This window comes from Latilactobacillus fuchuensis (assembly GCF_900258455.1).
GTDB lineage: Bacteria > Bacillota > Bacilli > Lactobacillales > Lactobacillaceae > Latilactobacillus > Latilactobacillus fuchuensis.
In genome coordinates this window covers 866,304-888,917 of the sequence record NZ_LT984417.1, presented here as the reverse complement: position 1 = coordinate 888,917, position 22,614 = coordinate 866,304, and the positions used below count along the sequence as shown (strand labels likewise).

At 43.9% G+C, this 22,614-nt stretch carries 26 protein-coding genes and 1 other annotated feature; of the genes, 2 read left to right on the top strand and 24 right to left on the bottom strand.

Annotated features, from left to right (window positions below; genetic code table 11):
• Window positions 1-209 precede the first annotated feature (209 nt).
• Complete coding sequence (locus LFUMFP_RS04155; RefSeq protein ID WP_025082486.1) at window positions 210-533, top strand: hypothetical protein; 324 nt, start codon at window positions 210-212, stop codon at window positions 531-533.
• 65 nt (window positions 534-598) lie between these two features.
• Here the strand turns inward: LFUMFP_RS04155 and recN are convergent, their stop codons facing one another.
• The 14 genes from recN to LFUMFP_RS04085 form a co-directional block, all read right to left on the bottom strand.
• Window positions 599-2,290, bottom strand: a complete 1,692-nt coding sequence (gene recN, locus LFUMFP_RS04150; RefSeq protein ID WP_106483098.1) for a DNA repair protein RecN — start codon at window positions 2,288-2,290, stop codon at window positions 599-601.
• A gap of 51 nt (window positions 2,291-2,341) precedes the next feature.
• Window positions 2,342-2,794, bottom strand: coding sequence for an arginine repressor (argR, locus tag LFUMFP_RS04145; RefSeq protein ID WP_025082484.1), 453 nt, complete (start codon window positions 2,792-2,794; stop codon window positions 2,342-2,344).
• An 82-nt stretch (window positions 2,795-2,876) separates the two neighbouring features.
• On the bottom strand, window positions 2,877-3,704 hold the full coding sequence (locus tag LFUMFP_RS04140; RefSeq protein ID WP_025082483.1) for a TlyA family RNA methyltransferase: 828 nt from the start codon (window positions 3,702-3,704) through the stop codon (window positions 2,877-2,879).
• The gene (locus LFUMFP_RS04135) at window positions 3,701-4,588 is read right to left on the bottom strand and encodes a polyprenyl synthetase family protein (RefSeq protein WP_025082482.1); all 888 of its coding nucleotides are present in this window, start codon (window positions 4,586-4,588) and stop codon (window positions 3,701-3,703) included. The genes LFUMFP_RS04140 and LFUMFP_RS04135 overlap by 4 nt, the downstream gene beginning before the upstream one ends.
• Window positions 4,589-4,590: 2 nt before the next feature.
• A complete protein-coding gene (locus tag LFUMFP_RS04130) occupies window positions 4,591-4,818 on the bottom strand; it encodes an exodeoxyribonuclease VII small subunit (RefSeq protein ID WP_025082481.1) in 228 nt (75 codons plus the stop codon).
• 2 nt (window positions 4,819-4,820) lie between these two features.
• Complete coding sequence (gene xseA / locus LFUMFP_RS04125; RefSeq protein WP_106483097.1) at window positions 4,821-6,170, bottom strand: exodeoxyribonuclease VII large subunit; 1,350 nt, start codon at window positions 6,168-6,170, stop codon at window positions 4,821-4,823.
• Window positions 6,163-7,059: a bifunctional methylenetetrahydrofolate dehydrogenase/methenyltetrahydrofolate cyclohydrolase FolD gene (gene folD, locus LFUMFP_RS04120; protein WP_199190553.1), complete on the bottom strand. Its 897-nt coding sequence runs from the start codon at window positions 7,057-7,059 to the stop codon at window positions 6,163-6,165. The genes xseA and folD overlap by 8 nt, the downstream gene beginning before the upstream one ends.
• Before the next feature lie 133 nt (window positions 7,060-7,192).
• Complete coding sequence (gene nusB / locus LFUMFP_RS04115; protein ID WP_025082478.1) at window positions 7,193-7,624, bottom strand: transcription antitermination factor NusB; 432 nt, start codon at window positions 7,622-7,624, stop codon at window positions 7,193-7,195.
• Window positions 7,624-8,067: an Asp23/Gls24 family envelope stress response protein gene (locus LFUMFP_RS04110; protein ID WP_025082477.1), complete on the bottom strand. Its 444-nt coding sequence runs from the start codon at window positions 8,065-8,067 to the stop codon at window positions 7,624-7,626. Before LFUMFP_RS04110 ends, nusB begins: the two co-directional genes overlap by 1 nt.
• A 54-nt stretch (window positions 8,068-8,121) precedes the next feature.
• Entirely contained in the window at window positions 8,122-8,679 is a 558-nt protein-coding gene (gene efp / locus LFUMFP_RS04105; protein WP_025082476.1) for an elongation factor P, read from the bottom strand.
• Window positions 8,680-8,986: 307 nt separating this feature from the next.
• Window positions 8,987-9,274 (bottom strand): 50S ribosomal protein L27, encoded by a 288-nt coding sequence (gene rpmA / locus LFUMFP_RS04100; protein WP_025082475.1) that lies wholly within the window; start codon window positions 9,272-9,274, stop codon window positions 8,987-8,989.
• Between the two features lie 33 nt (window positions 9,275-9,307).
• A complete protein-coding gene (locus LFUMFP_RS04095) occupies window positions 9,308-9,649 on the bottom strand; it encodes a ribosomal-processing cysteine protease Prp (RefSeq protein WP_025082474.1) in 342 nt (113 codons plus the stop codon).
• Window positions 9,650-9,663: 14 nt separating this feature from the next.
• Window positions 9,664-9,972, bottom strand: a complete 309-nt coding sequence (rplU, locus tag LFUMFP_RS04090) for a 50S ribosomal protein L21 (RefSeq protein ID WP_025082473.1) — start codon at window positions 9,970-9,972, stop codon at window positions 9,664-9,666.
• A 13-nt stretch (window positions 9,973-9,985) separates the two neighbouring features.
• Window positions 9,986-10,064, bottom strand: a sequence feature (ribosomal protein L21 leader region).
• A 43-nt stretch (window positions 10,065-10,107) separates the two neighbouring features.
• Entirely contained in the window at window positions 10,108-10,740 is a 633-nt protein-coding gene (locus LFUMFP_RS04085) for a TetR/AcrR family transcriptional regulator (RefSeq protein ID WP_025082472.1), read from the bottom strand.
• Between the two features lie 254 nt (window positions 10,741-10,994).
• Here LFUMFP_RS04085 and LFUMFP_RS04080 point away from each other — a divergent pair, with 254 nt between their 5' ends.
• Complete coding sequence (locus tag LFUMFP_RS04080) at window positions 10,995-11,234, top strand: hypothetical protein (RefSeq protein ID WP_025082471.1); 240 nt, start codon at window positions 10,995-10,997, stop codon at window positions 11,232-11,234.
• A gap of 254 nt (window positions 11,235-11,488) precedes the next feature.
• Here LFUMFP_RS04080 and purD read toward each other — a convergent pair whose 3' ends face one another.
• The 10 genes from purD to purB form a co-directional block, all read right to left on the bottom strand.
• A complete protein-coding gene (purD, locus tag LFUMFP_RS04075; protein WP_025082470.1) occupies window positions 11,489-12,739 on the bottom strand; it encodes a phosphoribosylamine--glycine ligase in 1,251 nt (416 codons plus the stop codon).
• Between the two features lie 19 nt (window positions 12,740-12,758).
• Window positions 12,759-14,297: a bifunctional phosphoribosylaminoimidazolecarboxamide formyltransferase/IMP cyclohydrolase gene (gene purH, locus LFUMFP_RS04070; protein WP_025082469.1), complete on the bottom strand. Its 1,539-nt coding sequence runs from the start codon at window positions 14,295-14,297 to the stop codon at window positions 12,759-12,761.
• On the bottom strand, window positions 14,294-14,881 hold the full coding sequence (gene purN / locus LFUMFP_RS04065) for a phosphoribosylglycinamide formyltransferase (RefSeq protein ID WP_025082468.1): 588 nt from the start codon (window positions 14,879-14,881) through the stop codon (window positions 14,294-14,296). The genes purH and purN overlap by 4 nt, the downstream gene beginning before the upstream one ends.
• Window positions 14,882-15,907, bottom strand: a complete 1,026-nt coding sequence (purM, locus tag LFUMFP_RS04060) for a phosphoribosylformylglycinamidine cyclo-ligase (RefSeq protein WP_106483094.1) — start codon at window positions 15,905-15,907, stop codon at window positions 14,882-14,884. It lies immediately after the preceding gene.
• 5 nt (window positions 15,908-15,912) lie between these two features.
• A complete protein-coding gene (gene purF, locus LFUMFP_RS04055) occupies window positions 15,913-17,346 on the bottom strand; it encodes an amidophosphoribosyltransferase (protein WP_056950148.1) in 1,434 nt (477 codons plus the stop codon).
• Window positions 17,331-19,547 (bottom strand): phosphoribosylformylglycinamidine synthase subunit PurL, encoded by a 2,217-nt coding sequence (purL, locus tag LFUMFP_RS04050; RefSeq protein ID WP_106483093.1) that lies wholly within the window; start codon window positions 19,545-19,547, stop codon window positions 17,331-17,333. Before purL ends, purF begins: the two co-directional genes overlap by 16 nt.
• A complete protein-coding gene (gene purQ / locus LFUMFP_RS04045) occupies window positions 19,544-20,224 on the bottom strand; it encodes a phosphoribosylformylglycinamidine synthase subunit PurQ (protein ID WP_269843913.1) in 681 nt (226 codons plus the stop codon). The genes purL and purQ overlap by 4 nt, the downstream gene beginning before the upstream one ends.
• A complete protein-coding gene (purS, locus tag LFUMFP_RS04040) occupies window positions 20,221-20,478 on the bottom strand; it encodes a phosphoribosylformylglycinamidine synthase subunit PurS (protein ID WP_056950154.1) in 258 nt (85 codons plus the stop codon). The genes purQ and purS overlap by 4 nt, the downstream gene beginning before the upstream one ends.
• Window positions 20,471-21,196, bottom strand: coding sequence for a phosphoribosylaminoimidazolesuccinocarboxamide synthase (gene purC / locus LFUMFP_RS04035; protein WP_025082465.1), 726 nt, complete (start codon window positions 21,194-21,196; stop codon window positions 20,471-20,473). The genes purS and purC overlap by 8 nt, the downstream gene beginning before the upstream one ends.
• A 110-nt stretch (window positions 21,197-21,306) precedes the next feature.
• Window positions 21,307-22,599, bottom strand: coding sequence for an adenylosuccinate lyase (gene purB, locus LFUMFP_RS04030; RefSeq protein ID WP_025082464.1), 1,293 nt, complete (start codon window positions 22,597-22,599; stop codon window positions 21,307-21,309).
• Window positions 22,600-22,614: the final 15 nt, after the last annotated feature.

Genomic DNA, 22,614 nt, shown 5'->3' with positions numbered 1-22,614 from the left:
TTAACAAACAGGGTTCAACTCATTTCAGTTCGATAGCTAGATACTAAGACCTAAAACATAGTAACTAAAAGTGGCTAACTTAAACTTGAAATTTTCGCCTTTTTCTGTTTACTTAATTATACCCGAAAAAAAATAAAAATTGCGACTTGCAAATCAGAACATTTGTTCGTATAATAGAAATACAAACAAACGTTCGGGGGATAATTAATATGGAATTCAAACAAGCACAGGTCGTCGGTTTTAGTCAGACACTCATCAAGCGGTACCAACAGTTCTTCGAACTCGCGCCGCTTAATCATGATTTTGTTGATCAACCACAGATGCAATCCAAGCAGATTGCCCTTTATTTGACGCAGGCTTTCCAACACCATTATCAATTAACCGTTCAATTCAACGTGCAAGACCACGTCCAACAAGTGACTGGTCAACTGATCCGCCAAATCAACGCAACGACTTACCTCTTAAAAGAAAGTCGTTCAAACCTTTACAAAATTGTCACAGCCAATCAAGTCCGCTACATTCTTAAAAACTAGCCCTATTCAAAAGGCCCTCATCAAAAAATGGATGGGGGCCTTTTGATTTGCGTATTGAACTGCTGTTACAACTTCTTTTTCGCAGCTTCCGCTAATTCGACCAACTCTTGAGCATGTTCACTCGTTAATTCAGTGACTTCGGTACCGGCTAACATCCGGGCCAATTCGGCGACCCGTTGTTGACCCGTCACTTTTTGAACGGTTGTTTCCGTTCGGTCGTGGTTAATCTGCTTTTTAATTTGATATTGATGATCACTCATCGCAGCGACTTGCGGCAAATGGGTGATACATAAAACTTGTGAATGTTGCGCAATTTGATAAATTTTATTGGCAATGGCTTGGGCAACTCGCCCACTGACGCCAGTATCAACTTCATCAAAGATGATACTCGTCACCCCTTGCGATTCAGAAAAAATCGTTTTAAGGGCCAACATCAGTCGGGATAATTCCCCACCAGAAGCGGTCTTAGCCAGTGGCCGCATTTTTTCACCAGGATTCGGTTGGATATAAAATTCAGCCTTATCAATCCCAGTACTCATTAATTGGGTGGTGCCCTCCGTAAAGTGAACGGTAAACACCGTTTTATCCATATATAAGGCTTTCAACTGTTGATGAACCGCAATTTCTAAGCGTTGGGCCGCTTGCTGACGTAATTGACTTAATTCGGTCGCCAATTGCGTTAACGCGCCCGTTTGCTGTGCTAATTGTTCTTCCAATTCAGTGGCATTCGCTTCTGTTGCTTGCATCGCTTGCAATTCTTTAGTGATGCGTTGGCCATAAGCTAAAATTTCAGCCACTGAATCGCCATACTTATGTTCCAATTCAGTAATCGTCGCCAAGCGTTGTTCGATTTCATCTAACCGGGCTTCATCCCATTCCAACGAATCCAGTTCATGATTAAGATCACTGCCACAATCCTGCAACGTATAATAGGCCGTTTGTAAACTTTCAGCAATTTGTTGGAAGGCTGTATCCAATGGTGCAATTTCTTGCATCTGATTCATCGCAATCGCAATCTGATCAACGGCATTACCTTCCTCACCCGCCAATATCATCTGGCTGGCTTGGAGGGCCTGATTAATCCGTTGAAAGTTCGCTAATTTCGTTTTTTCTTCGATCAGTTGGGTCTCTTCGCCGGCTTGTAATTGTGCCGCATCAATTTCATTGGTTTGAAATTGGAGCATGTCCAAACGTTGCGCCCATTCCTGTTCATTCTGTTGCTTTTTCTTCAACGCTTGTTGCGTCTGACGATAAGCTTGATAGGCCACTTGATAGGCTTGTTTGGTCTGTGCGATTGATTGGTGGGCAAATTCATCTAACAAGCCCAAATGACGGTCTGGGTGCATTAACTCTTGATGTTCATTTTGACCATGAATATCAACTAGGGTTTCACCGACCCTTTTTAAAGTTGTCGTATTGACTAAGCGGCCATTAATCCGACATACGTTATGCCCATTAACGGCGATATCGCGTTGCAATAAAACCGTTTGATCATCGTGTTCGATGCCAAATTCGGTTAATACGTCGGCGGTCGTCCCATTTTTGGTCATCGTAAATAAGCCTTCCAAAGTGGCCTTTTTAGCACCAGTTCGAATGAAATCTTGCGAACCACGACCACCGGCCAATAAACCAACGGCATCGATGATAATCGATTTACCCGCCCCTGTTTCACCGGACAACACGGTCATGCCTTGATCAAAACTAATGGCCAAGTGATCAATAATTGCAAAATCATGAATGACTAATTCTTGTAACATGCCATTGGACCCCTTTCGTCAATACGTTAATTGTTAAAAAAACTTGCCAAATTACTTCAGCAAGTTTTCGATAAAGATTGAGAATTCTTGGGCTTGTACTTCTGATTTACAGATTACCAACACGGTGTCATCACCACCGATTGTGCCAAAAATCGCTTCTGCCTGTAATTGATCTAATATATTCGCAATTGCGGTCCCGTTACCGGGCAACGCTTTAATCACGATAAAATAGTCTTTTTGATGATGCGTTAAATACGCTTCTTTAAAGAGCCGGCGTAATTTTTCTTTAACATCCATCTTTTTTTCAAGCGGCAGGCTGTAATGGTACCCTTCATCCGCATTGGGAACTTTAATCAGTTGCATTTCCTTAATATCACGTGAAATCGTGGCTTGCGTCACGTCGATTGATTGCGCCTGCAAAAGTTTGACAAAATCTTCTTGGCGCTCAATTTCATGAGTTTGAATCAAATTTTTTAACAGTCGTTGTCGCTCTACTTTACGCATTAGGAAACCCCTCTTCATGTCGTTGTTTGGATACTTCACATGATAGCGCATTTATGCATAAAATACAAAGTTTTATACATTATTAATTAGAAGGTCGTTTTAATTCAGTGTAGGCCGATTCTAGGACCGCATCGATATTGACAGTCGGTGCTAGTTCACCGACTTCTTTGGTCGTATTGCGTAAATGGATCAAGAATTCAATATTGCCTTCGCCACCTTTAATCGGTGAAAAATCAAGATTCAACACATCATAACCGTTCGCCAAACTAAATTCGACAATATCCGTCACGACGGCCTTATGCACCTTTGGATCGCGCACAATGCCGTGTTTACCGACATTGGCCGGACCTGCTTCGAATTGCGGCTTGATTAAAGCGACCGCTTCACAGTTTTCTTTTAGAATCGGTTTTAGAGGGACTAGAATTTTGTGCAACGAAATAAACGAGACATCGGTCATCGCAAAATCAGGTTGCCCCGCTGTAAAATCTGCCGGTTGACTGTAACGGAAGTTGACCCGTTCCATCACGACTACTTTAGGATTTTCACGCAATTTCCATGCTAATTGATTATAACCAACATCCAATGCGTAACATAATTTTGCCCCATTACGCAACGCAACATCGGTAAAACCACCCGTTGATGAACCAATATCAAGCGTCACCTTATCTTGTAAATCAATGCCAAAAACATCAACGGCTTTAGCCAATTTTAAAGCACCCCGACCCACGTACGGAATCTTACGGCCTTTAACGTGTAAAATGGCTTCAGCATCAATTTTTTCGCCTGGTTTGTTGAGTCGTTCATCATTTTTATCGTAAACTTCACCAGCCATGACCGACCGTTTAGCTTGTTCTCTGGATTCGAATAGTCCTTGTTCGACTAATAACACATCTACGCGTTCTTTTTTCATTTGTTCTCCTGTTCGTCAAAATAACTCAAAAAGCTATTTAATAAGGTTTGATCTAAACCGATTAATGATTGTAAGGCTTGTTGGGCCTGTTGACAAGTCTGCTCAAGTTCAGCCTGCGCACCCGCCAAACCCAATAATCCTGGGAATGTATTTTTCTGTTCAATCGCATCTTTGTGGACCGCTTTACCCATCACCGCTGCCGTACTAGTCACATCCAAAATATCATCTTGAATTTGAAAAGCCAAACCATAATATTTAGCAAATGTTAATAGGGCTGCTTTTTGAATCGGGTTTAAATCCGCCAATAGCGCACCCATCTCAACGGCCGCTTCAATCAGACAACCGGTTTTTAAATGGTGTAATTGTTTCAATTGAGCTAACCGTAATTGCTTGGTTTGACCTTCAATATCTTCAACCTGTCCAGCAACCATCCCATTAGCCCCCGCCGCTTGGGCGAGTATCCGGACTAATTGAACTTGTTTGTCGGCTGGCAAGTTAGTGGTCGTCAACCAATCAAACGCTAACGTCAATAAGCCGTCGCCCGCTAGAATGGCTTGGGCCTCACCAAAAACTTTATGGTTCGTTGGTCGTCCTCGACGTAAATCGTCATTATCCATCGCGGGTAAGTCATCATGAATGAGCGAATAACTATGCACTAATTCCAACGCGCCCGCCACGCGCATCGCGTTCAAATCAATCGGCAGCTTCGCACTCTCTAACACGGCAAATAATAACAATGGCCGTAGTCGTTTGCCCCCGGCCATCACTGAATATTGCATCGCCTTTTTTAACGTTGGCTCTTCCAGTTGATGCGCTAGCGCCTGTTCTAAATAAGCTTCGAACTGTGGTCGTTGTTGCTGACCAAATGTTGTAAAATCAGTCATCGCTACTTCGCCTCAGCATCAAAAGCAACTTCTTCGCCACTATCGGCCATCACTTTCGCCATTGTTTTTTCAGCCTTCGTTAAGGTTTCTTCTAAGGTTTGGCTGAGCTTAACCCCTTTTTGAAATTCGGTCATTGCCTTTTCAAGTGGCACATCGCCCGTCTCTAATTCAGTCACAATTGCTTCTAATTGTTGTAAATTTTCTTCAAAGCTTAGTTTTTTTTCTGCCATGATTAAACGTCTCCTTGATTTGTTTTCGTAATTTGCGCTTCAACTAACCCGTCTTGGACGTGTAATTGAATAGCATGACCGATTTCAAAATCGGTTGTCTTTTTTAAGACGTGGTGTTCTTCATCAGTCACATACGCAAAACCGCGACCCAATACTTTTAACGGACTGACTAAATCCAAGCTCGCAATCGCTTGATTAGCCCGTTGTCGCTGGTTGAACCAATTCTGACGCGTGGCGCGATTCAAGCGTTGTTGTAAATCAGCGATCGTCGTTTGTGTCTGCGTCACCGTTTTAAGCGGTGAATTGCTGATTAATCGCTGTTGTTGTAATTGCCATTGTTGGCGTTGGTTTTTCAATAATTGTTGTTGTGCTAATAATAACCGTCGCTTTAATTGATCAACGTTTTGTAAATAACCATCGTACAGTCGTTGCGGTTGGGTCAGCACATAGCTCCCTTGTAGGTGCGCTAATTGCTTCTTCAAGAGGGCTAACTGTTGGGTGAACGCTTGTGCGAGTCGTAGCCGTTGTTGTTGTAATTTCAACAATTCATCGGTCAATACAGGCGTCGCCAATTCGGCCGCAGCTGTCGGCGTTGCGGCCCGCACATCAGCGACTAAATCGGCAATCGTCGTATCGGTTTCATGGCCGACTGATGATATCACGGGGATTTGGCTGGCGACAATTGCGCGTGCCACTCGTTCTTCATTGAACGGCCATAAATCTTCAATTGAACCACCACCCCGACCGATGATAATCGTATCGAATTGACCCAGTTGATTAATCTGTTCTAAGCGGCTGACTAAAGTATCCGCCGCCCCATCACCTTGCACAACGGCGGGGAATAACACAATTTGTGCGATTGGATACCGACGGTTAGTCGTTGTGATAATATCGCGAATCACAGCTCCCGAGGGACTCGTAATCACGGCAATGCGTTTTGGAAAGCGGGGAATCACTTTTTTCGGTAATTCAAAAAGACCTTCCGTCGCCAATTTAGCCTTCAATTGTTCATAGGCCTGATAGAGTGCGCCCAGACCATCCGGTTCCATTCGTTCCACATAGATTTGATAGTTACCGGTCGCTTCATACAGTGAAATCCGGCCCACTACCAAGACCTTCATGCCTTCTTCAGGGGTAAACTTTAGTTTTTCAAAAGCCGATTTAAACATGATTGCACTAATTTTAGCTTTGTTATCTTTTAAACTGAAATATTGATGCGTATTTGGTCGCAGACGAAAATTGGAAATTTCACCCGTTAAATAAACGCGATCAAGATACGGATCACGTTCAAATTTGGCTTTTAAATACTGCGTTAATGCTGTCACCGTTAAATAATCGGTTGGTTTAACCACGTTTGACACGTCCTTTAGCAATTTCAATCGTTTGGGCCATCAACATCGTGATGGTCATCGGGCCCACACCGCGGGGAACTGGGGTGATGGCACTCACTTGGTCTTGAACGGCTTCGAAATCAACATCGCCGGTCACCGTCCCGTCAGCCAAACGATTCATGCCGACATCGATCACGACTGCGCCCGGTTTAACGTCAACCGCTCCAAATAAATGAGCAACGCCGACCGCTGCGACTAAAATATCCGCGGTCTTCGTTAAATCCTGTAAATGCTTCGTTCGACTATGCGCGATTGTCACCGTGGCGTTGGCGTTAAGCATTAAAGCCGCTAATGGTCGTCCAACAATATTACTGCGTCCGACAATCACAACGTTCTTCCCAGCCACATTAATTTTATGCGCGGCTAGAATCGCCATGACACCTTGGGGGGTACAAGCCACTAAGCCGGGTTGGTTCATCCACAGTTTACCGATGTTGACCGGACTAAAACCGTCCACATCTTTATTCGGATCAATCGTCTGGATGACACGATCTTCGTTAATTTGGGGTGGTAATGGGAGTTGGACTAAAATACCGTCAACCGTTTGATCTTGGTTGTAAGCTTCAACAACGGCTAATAATTCAGCTTCCGTTGTTTCAGCCGACATCTTTTTCAAAACAGACGCCATGCCGATTTTAGTTGCACGTTTTTGTTTATTACGCGTATAAATGGCACTTGCCGGGTCTTCACCAACCATAATCACAACTAGTTTAGGTGTCACGCCTTGTTGTTTCAGCAGATCAACCGCCAATGTTTGTTCGTCTGTCAATTGATTTGCTAATGCTCTACCATCTAATAATTCCAATCTTAACAACCCCTCATCACTTATTTGATTATTCCATTTTAGCATAATTCAAGTCACAAAAATGATGTTCGGGTCATCTTTAATCAAGCTGTTAAAAAACGGATGCCCCATTAAATTGCCTGCAAGGAATGTTACAAAAAAGCCTAGTCAAAATGATGATTGACTAGGCTTAGTGTCGCTATTTATTTTCAATAAATTTTGATAAGACACCGTTGATGAAGCCTTTAGCTTGGTCATCAGTGAATTGTTTTGCTAATTCAAGCGCTTCGTTCAACGCAACTTTAGCAGGCGCTTCGGTTGAATTTTGCATTTCAAACAAACCAAGTCGGAGAATGATTAAATCCGGTTTGGCCAATCGTGATAATTGCCAACCCTTCTTCAGATAAGGCGTTAAGGCCTCATCTAAAGCCGCTTGATTTTCCGTCACACCGGCTACTAGAAAAGTTAAATAGTCAGGGACAGCCACTGCTTCAACTTCTTCAGCGTCAAATTGGTCCATCGTGAGGACCGCTTGGGACGCTTCTTCCGCTGTCAGTGTTTGATTTGCATTCATCGCAAATAGCACTTGAAAAGCCGCTTGACGAATCTGGTGTCGATTTAAATTTGACATTAAATTTGGTCTCCATCTTGATCAGGTGTTTCATCGCTAAATAAGTCATCTGGATCAATAATATTTTGTGGTTTTTCGGTTACGACGCCAACAACGTGTACATTGACTTCAGCTAATTCTAAGTCGGTCATGAACAAAAGTTGTTCTTTCAAAGCCTCTTGCATCGCTAAGGCGACCTTCGGAACGGATACACCATAATTTAAGTAAACATAAACATCCGCGTTAACTTTACCTTCAATAACTTTTAATGTAACTCCTTTGCCGTGATTTGAACGACCAAACAGTTCATTAATCGATGATGATAAGGTCCCACGCATTTGGTGCACACCTTCAATTTGGCCAGCCGCAATTCCAAGAATCACTTCAACCACTTCAGGTGCCATTTGAATTTTACCTAATGAATTTTCTTGCGCATCAAGCACAATGTTTGTCTCTTCAGCCATCAATAACCCTCCAAACGAAAATCCTAATCGCTCGTTATTTTTAAAACGAGGTGCTTAGGCCCGTGAAATATAAGTCCCATCACTGGTGTTAATTGTTAAAGCATCGCCTTCGTTGACGAAGAATGGCACTTGAACGACCAAACCAGTCTCCATAGTTGCCGGTTTAGTACCACCCGAAGAAGTATCGCCACGGATACCAGGTTCGGTTGCAGCTACCACTAAATCAACGGTCTTTGGTAAATCAACCCCTAAGGTTTCACTGCCATGCATCATGATTGAGACTTGCATATTTTCTTTCAAGAATTTTAATTCTTCAGTAATTTGCGTTTCTGGTAATTCTAATTGTTCATAAGTTTCAGTATCCATGAACACGTAGTTATCCCCATCAGCATATAGATATTGCATTGATTTTGTATCGATAATCGCTTTTTCAACTTTTTCAGTTGAACGGAATGTCTTATCTTGGTTAGCACCGGTTCTTAAGTTCTTTAGCTTAGAACGAACAAAAGCGCCACCCTTACCTGGTTTAACATGTTGGAATTCAACAATCCGCCATAGGTTATTGTCAAATTCGATCGTTAAGCCATTCTTAAATTCATTAACTGATAACATATCTTATCCTCCGTACTTTTTTAAAAGTATCTCATTAAACTAATCATAGCAAGAAAACACGTCTAAAAGCAAGTTTTTCCGAAGTAAACCTGACTTTAGCGGGTATGTAAAAAAGGGCTGGCGATTGCCAACCCTAAGTGTCACTAACGAAATAGTCCGCTAGCCGTGAGTAACTCACTGTTAGATTGTCAATGGATGATTACTATAAGTCACTATTATAACAGTAACCATTGATTAATTCAAATTGACTCACCAGAGCCTACCCAACAAAAAAACACCCACAAACGCGAGTGTTTTATTTGTTTTATTATTTAGCTTCTGCAGTATATACTGAAACTTTTTTCTTGTTTTTACCGAAGCGTTCGAAACGAACGACACCTTCGATAAGAGCAAACAATGTATCATCGCCACCGCGACCAACATTTTCACCGGGATGAATCTTAGTACCGCGTTGGCGGTATAGGATTGAACCAGCAGTGACAGTTTGACCATCAGCACGTTTTGAACCTAAACGACGACCAGCTGAGTTACGGCCATTGGTTGTTGAACCGCCACCCTTATGGTGAGAGAAGAATTGTAAATTCATTTGTAACATCGAAATGCACCTCCTGCTTATTAACTGTTTTGTTTATTTACGAGTAGTTTGTACGTGAATGTACTGTCCGTATTGTTCTGTGATATCCTGTAACGTTAATTGCAAATTCTGTAACAAAATTTGCGCTGTTGCCAAAGCTTGGCCTTCAACCGTTGCCGGAATCTGACAGTTCAACAAACCACCATTGAGGTTATCTGCTTCAACCACTGGTTCAAAACCAGCCAATTTTTGTAAACTATTAATCGTACCAATCGAAACAGCTGAAACAGCTGCACAAACGATATCACTTCCGTAAGGACCCGAGTCGGCATGACCCGTTATCTGAAAAGAAATAATTTGCGAATCCGCATTGACGACAAAGTGAGCCTTAATCATCTTATTTCCCTCAACTAGGCGTTGATAGCGTCGATCATTACTTTAGTATATGGTTGACGATGGCCCTTCTTTTGATGACTGTGTTTCTTAGGCTTGTATTTGAAAGTAACAACTTTCTTTTCACGGCCTTGTTTTTCAACAGTCCCATTGACAGTAGCGCCGTCGATGTTTGGTGTCCCAACCTTAGTTGTTTCGCCGCCCACTAAAATAACTTGATCAAAAGTTACTTTTTCGCCAGCTTCTGCGGCTAACTTTTCAACGTAGATAGCTTGACCAGCTTCTACCTTATATTGTTTGCCACCTGTTTTGATAATTGCGTACATGTGTGCACCTCCTATTTTTTCTTAGACTCGCCAACTAAGGTGCCTACAAAAAGTAGTACTTAATGCCTTAGAATGCGCGGTTGCAGCTGTGGAGCTCACAATTACAACGTTCATATGATACCAAATATTTGGGACCTAGTCAATACTTTCTTGGGTTTCAATAAAAAATTGTGCTAAATCAAAATGGACATTTGGCATTTGAACGAGTTGGTACAATATCTTAGCCATATAACGTGGCGAATAGACCAAACCGTCTTCAATCCATTTGAAGACTAAAACGAGACTAGCACCCGCTAGATAGTCGGCTGTGATGCTCATTTCAATTTGATCTGCTTGTGAGGCCTCTTTAAATTGGACCTCAATATAAGTTTGTAATAATTGGCGCATTTCTTGCGTTAAACGGTCTTTAAAGGCCAGTGTCGCTTCATTCTGATGAAAGACCTTAAACGTCTGTTGTTTTTGTTCAACGTATTCGAATAGCGCTTGTAAATTAACCTGATCACAAGTCGGTTTAGTCGTTTGACTAACGGTTACCTTCTGATAGAAATCATCAATTAAATCTTGAATGGTCGCTTGCATAAAATCTTGTTTATCATCGTAATGTAAATAAAAAGTGCCCCGTGTGATGCCAGCTAATTTCGTCACCGTTTGAATCGAAATCGTTTTAGGTGTTTCTGTTTTCAACAGGGTTACTAGCGCTTGTCTTAATTGTTGTTTCGTCCTTTGCACCCGTGGATCTTGGGCTGCTGCGTTCATTTCACGAACCATTTTTAATCACCTCAATTGTTAGCCAATATCTGTCAATAGTATAGCTTGTTTATCAATTTATTGTCCATTAATTGGCCCATTTTATGAATACAAACACTACTCTACACGCTAAATTTGAAGAAAGTGTAACTAAATGACTAATATTTATTAATAAAATGGATTGAGGACCGATTTAAATTCATTTGTCGTCGTTGCCTTCTTATAGTAGAATGAAGGCAGACTTTAATTTCAGACGATGTTAGGTGGATACTATTTTGATTGCAACTTTTTTAATTATTTTTCTTTCGATTGTATTATTTGCGACAATTGCGAGTCAATTGACCTTTAAAATTGGCTTAGTCACCAATTGCGTCTTATTTATTATTTTGGTTGGCGTGGACGCTTATCTATTCAGCTGGTCGAGCGGCCTCCATTGGACCTATTTCATTATCAGTTTGCTAGCGCTAATCGCCAGTGAACTCTTATTAGCGGAATTCCCCCACGTTAACGACTAATTTATTAATTTCCATTCAAATTCAAAAAGCAGTTTATCCTTCAGTGTCGGGATAAACTGCTTTTTTACTTGATACGCAATTGATAACGTGCTTCTCAGCCAACTTCTTCCGTCTAGCTACGAATCGCAAATTACGACTAAAACCAGTCATAATTCGCAATTCTAGGCTATACTCAGAAGCTAATCGGATGAGTCAGCACTTAAATCATAACGTGCCCCTGCCAAGGACCTTTAGTATAGCATAGTTCGACCATTTTAGGTCAAAGCTTGATGACCAATATCCTGACGGTAGAAGGTTCCCGGTTGGGCTAAAGCTTTTAAATCAGCATAAACTTGTTGTCTGGCGGTTGGTAGGTCGATTGCCGTCACGACCGCTGTCAACAGGCGTCCGCCCGTGCCAATCAATTGATCTTGCGTACCGGCCACGCCGGCAAAACTAAATTGGCTCGTCGCTGCTTGAAATTGTGACGTTGGGGCTAATTCAACCGGCACGGTCGCCTCAGTCGGATACCCCTCAGCTGCGACAACCACCCCGAGAGTCATCCCGTCAGTTTGCCACGTTAAAGTTGGTGTTTTGTGGCTCACCAATTGTTCAAACACTTGGGCCCAGTCGCCAGTCATCCGTGGTAAAACAACTTGGGTTTCTGGATCACCGAAACGGACGTTAAACTCAATTACCTTAACGCCCGCTTTCGTGGCAATCAGCCCCGCGTATAAGACACCCGTAAAAGGCGTACCGACATCCGCCATCGCAGCGACGACGGGTTGCAAAATTTGGTCCACAGTTTCTTGAACAACCGCGGCACTAACCTGCGGCACGGGACAATAAGCCCCCATTCCACCGGTATTCGGCCCAAGATCGCCTTCAAAGGCCCGTTTGTGGTCTTGCGCGACCGGTAGTGGGTAAACTTGTCCATCGGCGACTAACGCCATCAGTGAGAACTCCTCGCCGCTTAAATAGTCTTCCATTAAAATGCTCGTCACACCTTGTTCAAAGAAGCGTTCAATCGTAGTCGTTGCGACCGCCAAATCCGGTGCGATCACCACGCCTTTGCCGGCTGCCAAGCCATCCGCTTTAATCACGACTGGATAATTTTGCGCTGCTAAGGCGGCTAAAGCCGGTGTCACCGTCGTAAAAGTTTGATAACCAGCAGTCGGCACTTGCGCTTTAGCCATTATTTCCTTGGCAAACGTCTTCGAACCTTCAAGAGCAGCGGCGGCTTTCGTTGGCCCAAAAATCGTGAGCCCGGCCGTTTGAAAGGCATCGACAATCCCGGCGACTAACGGTTGTTCCGGTCCAACAATTGTGTAGCTAATCGCATTTTGTTGTGCAAAATCAATCATCCCTGCAAAATCGGTTAGTTCAACGGCCACGGTTTGAATCGCATCCAAGGTCATTCCCGGATTGCCGGGTAGACAATAAACCGTTTCAACCCGCTGACTTTGCGCCAATTCTCTGGCCAATACGTGTTCCCGCGCACCGCTACCAATCACCAAAATTTTCATCGTCTTCCGTCCTTTTTGATTAATGTTTGAAATGACGCCGGCCTGTGAAGACCATGCTGACCCCTTTTTGATTGGCCATGTCGATTGAATCTTGATCCTTAATTGAACCGCCTGGTTGAATAATCGCGGTAATGCCGTGTTCAGCCGCAAATTCAACACTATCATTCATTGGGAAATACGCGTCAGATGCTAAAACAAACGGCGTGGTTAAACCATTGGCTAACGCTTGTTCTAACGCAATTTTGACCGAACCGACTCGGTTCATTTGGCCCGCACCAATCCCTAAGGTTTGGTCCTTAGTGGCAATCACGATGGCGTTACTCTTGACGTGTTTAACAATCCGTTGAGCAAAGAGCATCGCCGCTTTTTCGTCTTCTGTTGGGGCTTTAGTTGTGACCGTTTCTAATTCGCTCATTTGATCGACCACTTGATCGCGTTCTTGAACGAGTAACCCACCCATGACCGAAACCGTTTCGAATCGATCAGCCTCTTTGACTTGATCGAAATCAAGGGTCATCACGCGCAGATTCTTTTTCTTTTCTAAAATCGCTAACGCTTCATCTGAATAACTAGGCGCAATAATGATTTCTAAAAATAGTTTGTGGAGTTCCGTGGCAGTTTGCGCATCGACTTCACGATTTAAGGCGATAATCCCACCAAAAATCGAGGTTGAATCGGCTGCGTAAGCTTTTTGCCAAGCGGCGTAAATCGTCGTGCCTAAACCAACGCCACACGGATTCATGTGTTTCATCGCAACGACACATGGTTCGCTAAATTCAGCAGCGACTTTGACCGCGGCATCGGCATCTTTAATGTTATTGTATGACAATTCCTTACCATGCAATTGTTGCGCACTGGCAATCGAGAAAGCACTTGGTAACCCCGCTTGGTAGAAAGCGGCTTTTTGATGGGCGTTTTCGCCATAACGGAGCGCTTGTTTGAAGTCATAAGTCCGCGTTAATTTTTCAGGAAATTCAATTCCAACGGCTTGGGTTAAATAATCAGCGATTAAACTATCATAAGCAGCCGTATGCCGGAATGCCTTTGCGGCTAAGTAACGACGGTAATCTAATTCATCTTCGCTAGATTGAACATGGTCTAAAACAGCGGCGTAGTCTTGTTGATCGACGACAACATACACGGATTGAAAGTTTTTAGAAGCGGAACGCAACATTGAAGGCCCGCCAATATCGATTTGTTCAACCGCTTCGGGTTCAGTGATTCCCGCTTTTTGAATCGTTTCTTTAAACGGATAGAGATTGACACAAACTAAATCAATTGGCGTGATATCGTGTTCAGCCAAAACGGCCATATGGTCAGGATTATCCCGTTTGGCTAACAAACCACCGTGAATGTTGGGATGTAGGGTTTTAACCCGACCGTCAAGCATTTCTGGAAAATGAGTGACTTCATCAATGGCAATCACTGGTACTTGGGATTCGGCTAGTTTCTTTAAAGTCCCACCCGTCGAAATCACCTCATAACCGGCTGCGACTAGTCCTTGTGCGAATTCAACGATTCCTGTTTTATCTGAAACACTAATTAACGCTCTCTTCATCTGCTCGAATGCTCCTTTGAATTTGATTTAATCAACGTTTGAATCACTTCTGGATATAATTGATGTTCCGTGGCATGAATCCGGGTTTCAAGAGCCACCAACGACTCTCCAGCACGTAATGGCACCACCGCTTGCGCGATAATCGGTCCACTGTCGACACCCTCATCGATGTAATGAATCGTGACGCCGGTTTCGGTAACCTGCGCTTGATACGCTTCTTCAATACTATGAATCCCGGGGAAAGCCGGCAACAACGCCGGATGAATATTAATAATCCGTTGCGGATACGCCTTTAACAAGACAGGCGTAATAATCCGCATATAACCCGCCAATAAAATGTAATCAACCGCTAATGGCGCTAATTGATCAACAATCGCTTGTTCGTAAACTTGCCGGCTGGCAAACTGTTTAGGTCGTAAAACCGTCACTGGAATTTCGCGATCCTGGGCTTTGACAATTACCGGCGCGCTGGGTTGGTCACAAACGAGCTGAACAATTTCTAATCCGGCAGATTTCAAACCCGCATGATCGGCAATCGCTTCAAAATTCGAACCGGTCCCTGAAGCAAAAATGGCGACTTTCATCTAACGACCCACCAATTCAACTGCATTTTGTTGTCGCGTTTGAACCGTCCCAATTTGGAAAGCTTGGGTCTGCGCTTGATTCAATTCGGCTAAGACGGTTGCCGCTTGGTCCGGTGCAACCGCTAAGACCATGCCAATCCCCATATTGAAGATGTTATACATTTCAAGTTCGTCCAATTGACCGTATTGCGCTAACGCTTTAAAAATCGGTAGCACTGGCCAACTGTCTAATTCAATCACGGCCGCCACTGCTTCAGGTAACATCCGGGGGACGTTTTCGATAAAGCCGCCGCCGGTAATATGAGCAGCGCCTTTAATTAAATGCTTTTTGAGCAAGGGTTGCATGGCCTCAACGTAAATCTGAGTCGGTGTTAATAAGACTTCACCTAGGGTTTGACCTGGTAATTCTGGTAATTGGCTATCAACCGTCAATTGATTTTGTTCAAATAAAATTTGCCGCACCAGTGAAAAGCCGTTTGAATGTAATCCGCTAGACGCAATCCCAATCAACACATCGCCAGCTTGAATATCGTCTCCGGTTAATAAGTCGGCTTGTTCACCAATCCCAACCGCAAAACCAGCTAAATCGTAATGTTTTTCAGCGTACATCCCCGGCATTTCAGCCGTTTCGCCACCGACTAAAGCCATTTGCCCCTGTTGGCAACCCGTCACAACCCCTTGAATGATCTGTTCGATCTTATCGGGGTTGGTTTGACCGGCCGCTAAATAATCTAAGAAATACAACGGTTGGGCCCCTTGAGCGACAATGTCGTTGACGCACATCGCGACACAATCAATTCCGATAGTTGTATGTTGATCGGCCTCAAAAGCGACCATCAACTTGGTACCAACCCCATCCGTACTGGAGACCAATACTGGTGATTGATATTGAGTTAACGCTAAGGCAAACTGACCGCCAAAACGACCAATGTTACCATCGTCAGTTTTGAGTTGTTTTTGAATCCGGCGGGTGACTTCATAACCGGCTGTTACGTCGACCCCGGCTTTTTGATAAGCATTTGTCATTTAGGTTACTCCTTGTCTGCATTTAGACTCGCTTGATAATTTGCGGCATAATCATAAAGTGGCGTTGGATAATCACCATTAAAGTAGGCCATACATAAGCCTGTATAAGGCGCATCCTTGTTAAGACCAATTGCATCAATTAATCCTTGTTGGCTTAAAAAGGCCAATGAATCGGCACCAATCGTCTCGCACATTTCGGCGACACTTTGGTGAGCGGCAATCAATTCTTCGCGGGTTTGAATATCAATCCCGTAAAAGCACGGGTATTTCAACGGTGGCGAAGCAATTCGTAAATGAACTTCTAGCGCACCGGCCGCCTTTAACCGTTTGACAATGTGTTTGCTGGTTGTACCACGAACGATTGAATCATCGACTAAAATCACCCGTTTGCCAGCCACCACACTTTTAACGGCGGCTAACTTACGATTGACGCCTTGTTCACGCAGGGCCTGCGTTGGTTGGATAAAGGTCCGACCAACGTATTGATTCTTCACCAACCCCATTTCATACGGTAATTGGCTGGCTTCAGCATAACCGCTAGCCGCCGATAATGAAGAGTTCGGCACCCCAATCACCATATCCGCTTCAACCGGCGCTTCTTGTGCTAACCGCTGACCCATTCGTTTACGGGCAGTATGCACGTTGACACCGCAGATGTCGGAATCAGGTCGGGCAAAATAGATATATTCCATCGAACAAATTGATAAGGTTGTGTCAGTTGTAAAGAAATCGGAATGAAGCCCTTCGTCATCGATGGTCACAATTTCGCCCGGTTGAACATCGCGAATAAAAGTCGCTTCCACCGCGTTTAACGCACACGTTTCACTAGCAACGACGTAAGCCCCATTTTGCATCTGACCAATCGATAACGGCCGGAAACCATTCGGATCCAACATGGCAATCATCGAATCTTGGGTCAGCAATAAGTAAGCAAAGCCACCGTGAATCTGTTGTAAGGCGCGTTTAATTTGTTGATGTAAATCAGGACCTGGCGCCCGGCGAATCAAATGCATCAAAATTTCAGAATCAGAACTTGATTTCAAAATTGATCCAGCCGCTTCTAATTCCCGCCGCAAACTGACCGCATTGGTTAAATTGCCGTTATGCGCTAATGCGAATTGACCATCCGCAAAATCAAACAAGAACGGTTGAATATTTTCTAAGCCGTGACTGCCGGCCGTTGCATAGCGCACATGACCAATCGCGTCTAACCCGGTTAATTGCGCCAGATTTTCTGGATTTCGAAAGACATCGGCCAACAAACCGCGATCGCGGTACCCTTTTAACCGACCGCGATCATTGGTCACAATCCCGGCGCCTTCTTGACCTCGATGTTGCAAACTATGCAAACCAAAGTATGTCAGCTGATTGGCATCGGGATGACCCCAAACGCCAAAGATGCCACATTCTTCATTTAAACTCTTTATTTCATTAGGCATGGAATGGCCGCCTTCCAAGCTGATTTAGCCGTTTCAACCGCTAATGTCAGACTTTCATCTTTGGTTTGAATTGTCATTTGACCGTTATCAGTCACACAGCCAATCAACTGCGCTGCCGAACCTGCTACCGTTTCAAAGGCCGCTTGTTGATCCGGTTTAACCGTTAAGATAAAGCGTGATTGGGTTTCGGAGAATAATTGTGCGCTGGTTAAATCGACTTGCACGGCGTAACCTAACTGATTTTTAAAGGTCGCTTCCGCTAATGCAATCGCGAGACCGCCCTCTGCTAAATCATGGGCACTGGTGATTAAACCGGCTTGAATCGCGTTTAAAACCAGGTCTTGATTGTGGGCTTCAGTCGTTAATGAGAAGGCGCCCAGTTGACCGCTGATGCTGCCCGTTAACATTTTTTGCAATTCACTACCGGCATAGTCGTCATCGGTGTCACCAACTAAGTAAATCAGATCATCGGTTGCTTTAAAATCTTGAGTCGTGATGTGGTCGGTGTCTTTAATCAACCCGACCATCCCAATCATCGGCGTTGGATAAATCGCTTCACCGTTAAATTCGTTATAAAGTGAGACATTTCCTGAAATGACCGGGGTGCCAAATTGACGACACGCTTCTGCAATCCCTTGTGCACTTTGATCGAATTCCCAGAAAACTTCTGGTTTTTCAGGACTCCCATAATTTAAACAATCGGTAATCCCGAGCGGTTGCCCACCAGCTGCGACGATGTTCCGGGCCGCTTCAGCAACGGCAATTTGACCGCCGACCTTCGGATTCAAATAGAGATAGCGACCATTACAATCGGTGGTCATCGCTAACGCTTTTTTAGTCCCACGCACCCGAATCACCGCAGCGTCACTACCAGGTAGAACAACCGTATTGGTTTTAACTTGGGCATCATAATGTTTGTAGAATGAACTCTTATCCGCAATTGTGGGTTGTTTTAACAAATCCAACCAAGTTTGTTTCGTATCTGTCAATTCTGGTTGATAAGCGGCTTGTTGTTCAAAATCGATTAAGCGTTGTGGTTTAGCTTGTGCTTTATGGTAAACCGGTGCAGAACTAGCGAGCGCATCGACCGGTAAGTCAGCCACTAGTTGGCCTTGATGCCAGAGTTGGTATTGTTGGGCCGTCGTAACTTCACCAATCCGAACGGCATCTAAATCATATTTTTTGAAAAGGGTGATGACTTGTTCTTCAAAGCCCGCTTTCACACAGAGTGCCATCCGTTCTTGTGATTCGGACAACATAATTTCGTAAGCCGACATTTCTGTCTCGCGTTGTGGCACTTGATCGAGGTCTAAAATCATACCGGTCCCAGCTTTCGAAGCCATTTCAGCGGTTGATGAGACCAAACCAGCAGCGCCCATGTCTTGAATTCCAACTAACCAATCCGGATGATCTAAAATTAATTCCAAACAGGCATCCATCAATAGTTTTTCCATAAATGGATCGCCGACTTGCACCGCGGAACGTTGTGTCGCTTTACCATCCGCAAATTCATCAGAGGCAAAAGTGGCCCCATGAATCCCATCACGACCGGTTTTAGCACCGACATATAAGACACTGTTACCAGCGCCTTGGGCTTTGCCTTGTTGAATATCTTTTTGATCAATCAAACCGACACACATGGCGTTGACCAACGGGTTGGCTTGATAACAAGGATCAAATTCAATTTCGCCGCCGACCGTTGGAATCCCGATACAATTGCCGTAACCGGCAATCCCAGCGACCACTTCTTGGACTAAGTATTTCGTTTGATTATCGTTTAATTCGCCAAAGCGGAGGCTATCCAAAATCGCAATCGGCGTCGCACCCATCGAAAAGATATCGCGGATGATGCCACCAACCCCAGTCGCTGCGCCTTCATACGGTTCAACAGCCGACGGATGGTTATGACTTTCAGCTTTAAAAACAACCGCTTGACCGTCACCGATGTCTAAAATACCGGCGCCTTCACCAGGCCCTTGTAAGACGTGGGGACCATCATTGGGGAATTTTTTCAAAACGGGTTTCGAATTCTTATAAGAACAATGTTCACTCCACATCACCGAAAACAAGCCGGTTTCGGTGTAATTCGGTAAACGATTCAAGATTTGATCACAAATTAATTGATATTCACTATCCAATAAACCCCATTCTTGATAAAGCTTGGTCGTTTGGATTTCATTTGGTGTTGGCATGGTCATCATACTTGGCTCACCCCTTTAAAAGTCGTTAAAATTGATTTAAACACGTTTAACCCATCGGTACTACCTAATAAAGCTTCAACCGCCCGTTCGGGATGGGGCATCATGCCTAAGACATTGCCTTGTTGATTGGTGATGCCGGCAATGTTGGCCAAACTCCCATTGACGTCTTCTTGATACGTAAACGCAATTTGCTGATTGGCTTTTAATGTAGCCAAGGTTTGGGCGTCACAATAGTAATTGCCTTCACCGTGCGCAATTGGCAACGCAATTTGGGCGCCATTTGCATATTGATTGGTAAACATCGTTTGATTGTTGGTCACTTGGAGTGCGACCGTATCGCATAGGAAATGAGTTTGCCGATTGGGCATTAACGTTCCTGGCAATAATCCGGCTTCAGTTAAAATTTGGAAACCGTTGCAAATTCCTAAAACTGGTTTGCCCGCTTCCGCAAATTCAATAACGGCTGCCATGATCGGTGCTAGTTTGGCAATCGCGCCACTCCGTAAATAATCACCGTATGAAAAACCACCTGGGATTAAAACAGCGTCAAAACCAGCTAAACTGGTTGCCGTATAAGGCACATAAGCTGCTTCTTCGTGACACGCATCAACAATCGCGTGGTATAAATCGGCATCACAATTAGAACCCGGAAACACCAAGACGGCAAATTTCATTATTCAGCCTCCATACTTTGAATGTCATACCGATATTGTTCCATGTTGGGGTTGGCTAATAATTGATCACAGATGGCTTCCACTTTTTCAGTGACGGCGGCTTGATCACTACCAGCAACTTGCATCTCGAAGAATTTACCAATCCGCATATGATCGACGCCTTCAAAACCTAAACGAGCAACGGCCCCTTGAACGGCTTGGCCTTGTGGATCGAGTACTGAATCTTTATAAGTGACGTGTACTTGAACGTTATACATGTTGTTGTCCTCCAATTGTTTGGTCTAAGCGTTGTAATACTTCTTGATAAACCGTCACTAAATCGCCTTGATTTTGACGGAAAACATCTTTATCGAGCGATGCGTGACTCTTTTGATCCCACAAGCGACAATTATCCGGTGAAAATTCATCCGCTAAAATCAAGCGGCCCCGATAACGACCAAATTCTAATTTGAAATCAACCAGATCAATCCCAATTTGATTAAACAACTCAGTTAGTAATTGATTAACCGTGTTGGTCATCGCTTCAATCGTTTGAATCTCAGCTAAACTGACCAGTTTCAAAGCCGTGGCTTGTGAGATATTAATCGCAGGATCATCCAGCGCATCGTTTTTGAAATAGTATTCAATAATCGGGGTCTGTAAGGTTTGACCGACCCGTTGCCCAAACTTACGGGCGAAACTGCCAGCTACAACGTTGCGTAAAACGACTTCTAACGGGATAATCTCAACTTTTTTAACGAGTTGTTCGGTTTCTGATAAATTTTGAACCAAATGGGTTTCAATTCCCTTTTGTTTTAAATAATCAAAAATTAAATTCGAAATCTGATGGTTAACGCGACCCTTGCCGACAATCTGTTCTTTACGTTTGCCGTTTAACGCAGTCGCCTGATCTTTATAGACCATTTTTAAAATTTCCGGATTATCAGTCGTCATCAAATCCTTCGCTTTACCTGAATAAATGAGTTCGTTAGTCATCTTTCTCCTCCAATTAGCGGACAATATCCGTCGTATTATAATAATTGTTCGTTTCACTTTTTTGTGTAAAAAAACTTTGAAAACACAGTGGATTTCAAAGTTTTAATGGTCTATAAACCGACCCGTTCAAAAATTTCGTCAACGCGGCGAATGTGGTAATGATAATCAAAGGCGTCATCTAAATCAGCAGTTGATAGAACAGTCATAATTTTAGGATCCGCCTCTAACAATGGTCTGAAATCAATTTGTTCGTCCCATGATTGAGCCGTCTTCGGTTGAATCAAATCGTACGCTGCTTCGCGGGATAACCCTTGATCAATCAACTTCAGCAACACTCGTTGGCTATAAATCAAACCGAATGTCCGGCCCATATTACGTTTCATATTTTCGGGGAAAACAGTTAATTCTCCGATAATTTTTGTGAATCGTTTTAAGATATAATCGAGTAAAATCGTCGTATCCGGTAAAATAATCCGTTCGGCTGAGCTGTGGGAAATATCCCGTTCGTGCCAGAGAGCGACGTCTTCATAAGCCGTCACCATATGGCCGCGGATCACCCGAGTCAAGCCCGTGATGTTTTCGGAACCAATCGGATTCCGTTTATGCGGCATGGCTGAAGACCCTTTTTGGCCTTTGGCGAAATGTTCTTCGACTTCACGGGTTTCTGATTTTTGTAATCCGCGAATTTCAGTCGCAAATTTTTCAATCGAAGTTGCTAACAAAGCCATTTCAGCGACATACGCTGCGTGTAAATCACGCGGTAGGACCTGCGTTGAAATTTCTTGGGCCCGAATCCCAAGGTGTTCACAGACGTAGGCTTCGACAAATGGTGGAATATTGGCAAACGTGCCGACTGCCCCACTGATTTTACCAGCTTCAACACCTTTAGCCGCTTCGTCAAAACGCGCTTTGTGCCGTTTTAATTCTGAATACCACAATGCTAATTTTAAACCGAACGTTGTCGGTTCAGCGTGGACCCCATGTGTCCGGCCCATCATGACCGTCTTTTTATAACGAACTGCTTGTTTCGCAACGACCGCCATCAATTCATCAATGTCGGCTCGCAAAATAGCGTTGGCTTGTTTCAATAAATGACCGTAAGCCGTATCGACCACGTCTGTTGAAGTTAAACCGTAATGAACCCATTTACGTTCTGCGCCTAATGATTCCGAAACGGTCCGCGTGAATGCGACAACATCGTGACGGGTTGTTTGTTCAATTTCTAGAATACGGGGGACTGAAAAACTCGCATTAGCGCGAATCTTGGCGGCATCTTCAGCCGGAATATGGCCCAATTCGGCCCAAGCTTCATCGGCTAGAATTTCAACATCCAACCACGCTTGATATTTATTTTCGTCAGTCCAGATTGCACCCATTTCGGGATTCGTATAACGTTCAATCATGTTGTTGAGCTCCTT

Excerpts from the sequence above, each read along its gene's own strand:
- folD (WP_199190553.1), bottom strand. The coding sequence starts at position 7,059 with ATGCTAAAATGGAATAATCAAATAAGTGATGAGGGGTTGTTAAGATTG.
- purD (WP_025082470.1), bottom strand. The coding sequence starts at position 12,739 with ATGAAAATTTTGGTGATTGGTAGCGGTGCGCGGGAACACGTATTGGCC.
- LFUMFP_RS04135 (WP_025082482.1), bottom strand. The coding sequence starts at position 4,588 with ATGACTGATTTTACAACATTTGGTCAGCAACAACGACCACAGTTCGAA.
- LFUMFP_RS04130 (WP_025082481.1), bottom strand. The coding sequence starts at position 4,818 with ATGGCAGAAAAAAAACTAAGCTTTGAAGAAAATTTACAACAATTAGAA.
- purB (WP_025082464.1), bottom strand. The coding sequence starts at position 22,599 with ATGATTGAACGTTATACGAATCCCGAAATGGGTGCAATCTGGACTGAC.
- nusB (WP_025082478.1), bottom strand. The coding sequence starts at position 7,624 with ATGTCAAATTTAAATCGACACCAGATTCGTCAAGCGGCTTTTCAAGTG.
- purS (WP_056950154.1), bottom strand. The coding sequence starts at position 20,478 with ATGTATAACGTTCAAGTACACGTCACTTATAAAGATTCAGTACTCGAT.
- LFUMFP_RS04085 (WP_025082472.1), bottom strand. The coding sequence starts at position 10,740 with ATGGTTCGTGAAATGAACGCAGCAGCCCAAGATCCACGGGTGCAAAGG.
- argR (WP_025082484.1), bottom strand. The coding sequence starts at position 2,794 with ATGCGTAAAGTAGAGCGACAACGACTGTTAAAAAATTTGATTCAAACT.
- rplU (WP_025082473.1), bottom strand. The coding sequence starts at position 9,972 with ATGTACGCAATTATCAAAACAGGTGGCAAACAATATAAGGTAGAAGCT.
- purN (WP_025082468.1), bottom strand. The coding sequence starts at position 14,881 with ATGAAAGTCGCCATTTTTGCTTCAGGGACCGGTTCGAATTTTGAAGCG.
- purL (WP_106483093.1), bottom strand. The coding sequence starts at position 19,547 with ATGATGACCATGCCAACACCAAATGAAATCCAAACGACCAAGCTTTAT.
- LFUMFP_RS04110 (WP_025082477.1), bottom strand. The coding sequence starts at position 8,067 with ATGGCTGAAGAGACAAACATTGTGCTTGATGCGCAAGAAAATTCATTA.
- efp (WP_025082476.1), bottom strand. The coding sequence starts at position 8,679 with ATGTTATCAGTTAATGAATTTAAGAATGGCTTAACGATCGAATTTGAC.
- LFUMFP_RS04155 (WP_025082486.1), top strand. The coding sequence starts at position 210 with ATGGAATTCAAACAAGCACAGGTCGTCGGTTTTAGTCAGACACTCATC.
- purC (WP_025082465.1), bottom strand. The coding sequence starts at position 21,196 with ATGACTAACGAACTCATTTATTCAGGTAAAGCGAAGGATTTGATGACG.
- purH (WP_025082469.1), bottom strand. The coding sequence starts at position 14,297 with ATGAAGAGAGCGTTAATTAGTGTTTCAGATAAAACAGGAATCGTTGAA.
- LFUMFP_RS04140 (WP_025082483.1), bottom strand. The coding sequence starts at position 3,704 with ATGAAAAAAGAACGCGTAGATGTGTTATTAGTCGAACAAGGACTATTC.
- rpmA (WP_025082475.1), bottom strand. The coding sequence starts at position 9,274 with ATGTTACAAATGAATTTACAATTCTTCTCTCACCATAAGGGTGGCGGT.
- purM (WP_106483094.1), bottom strand. The coding sequence starts at position 15,907 with ATGACAAATGCTTATCAAAAAGCCGGGGTCGACGTAACAGCCGGTTAT.
- recN (WP_106483098.1), bottom strand. The coding sequence starts at position 2,290 with ATGTTACAAGAATTAGTCATTCATGATTTTGCAATTATTGATCACTTG.
- purF (WP_056950148.1), bottom strand. The coding sequence starts at position 17,346 with ATGCCTAATGAAATAAAGAGTTTAAATGAAGAATGTGGCATCTTTGGC.
- LFUMFP_RS04095 (WP_025082474.1), bottom strand. The coding sequence starts at position 9,649 with ATGATTAAGGCTCACTTTGTCGTCAATGCGGATTCGCAAATTATTTCT.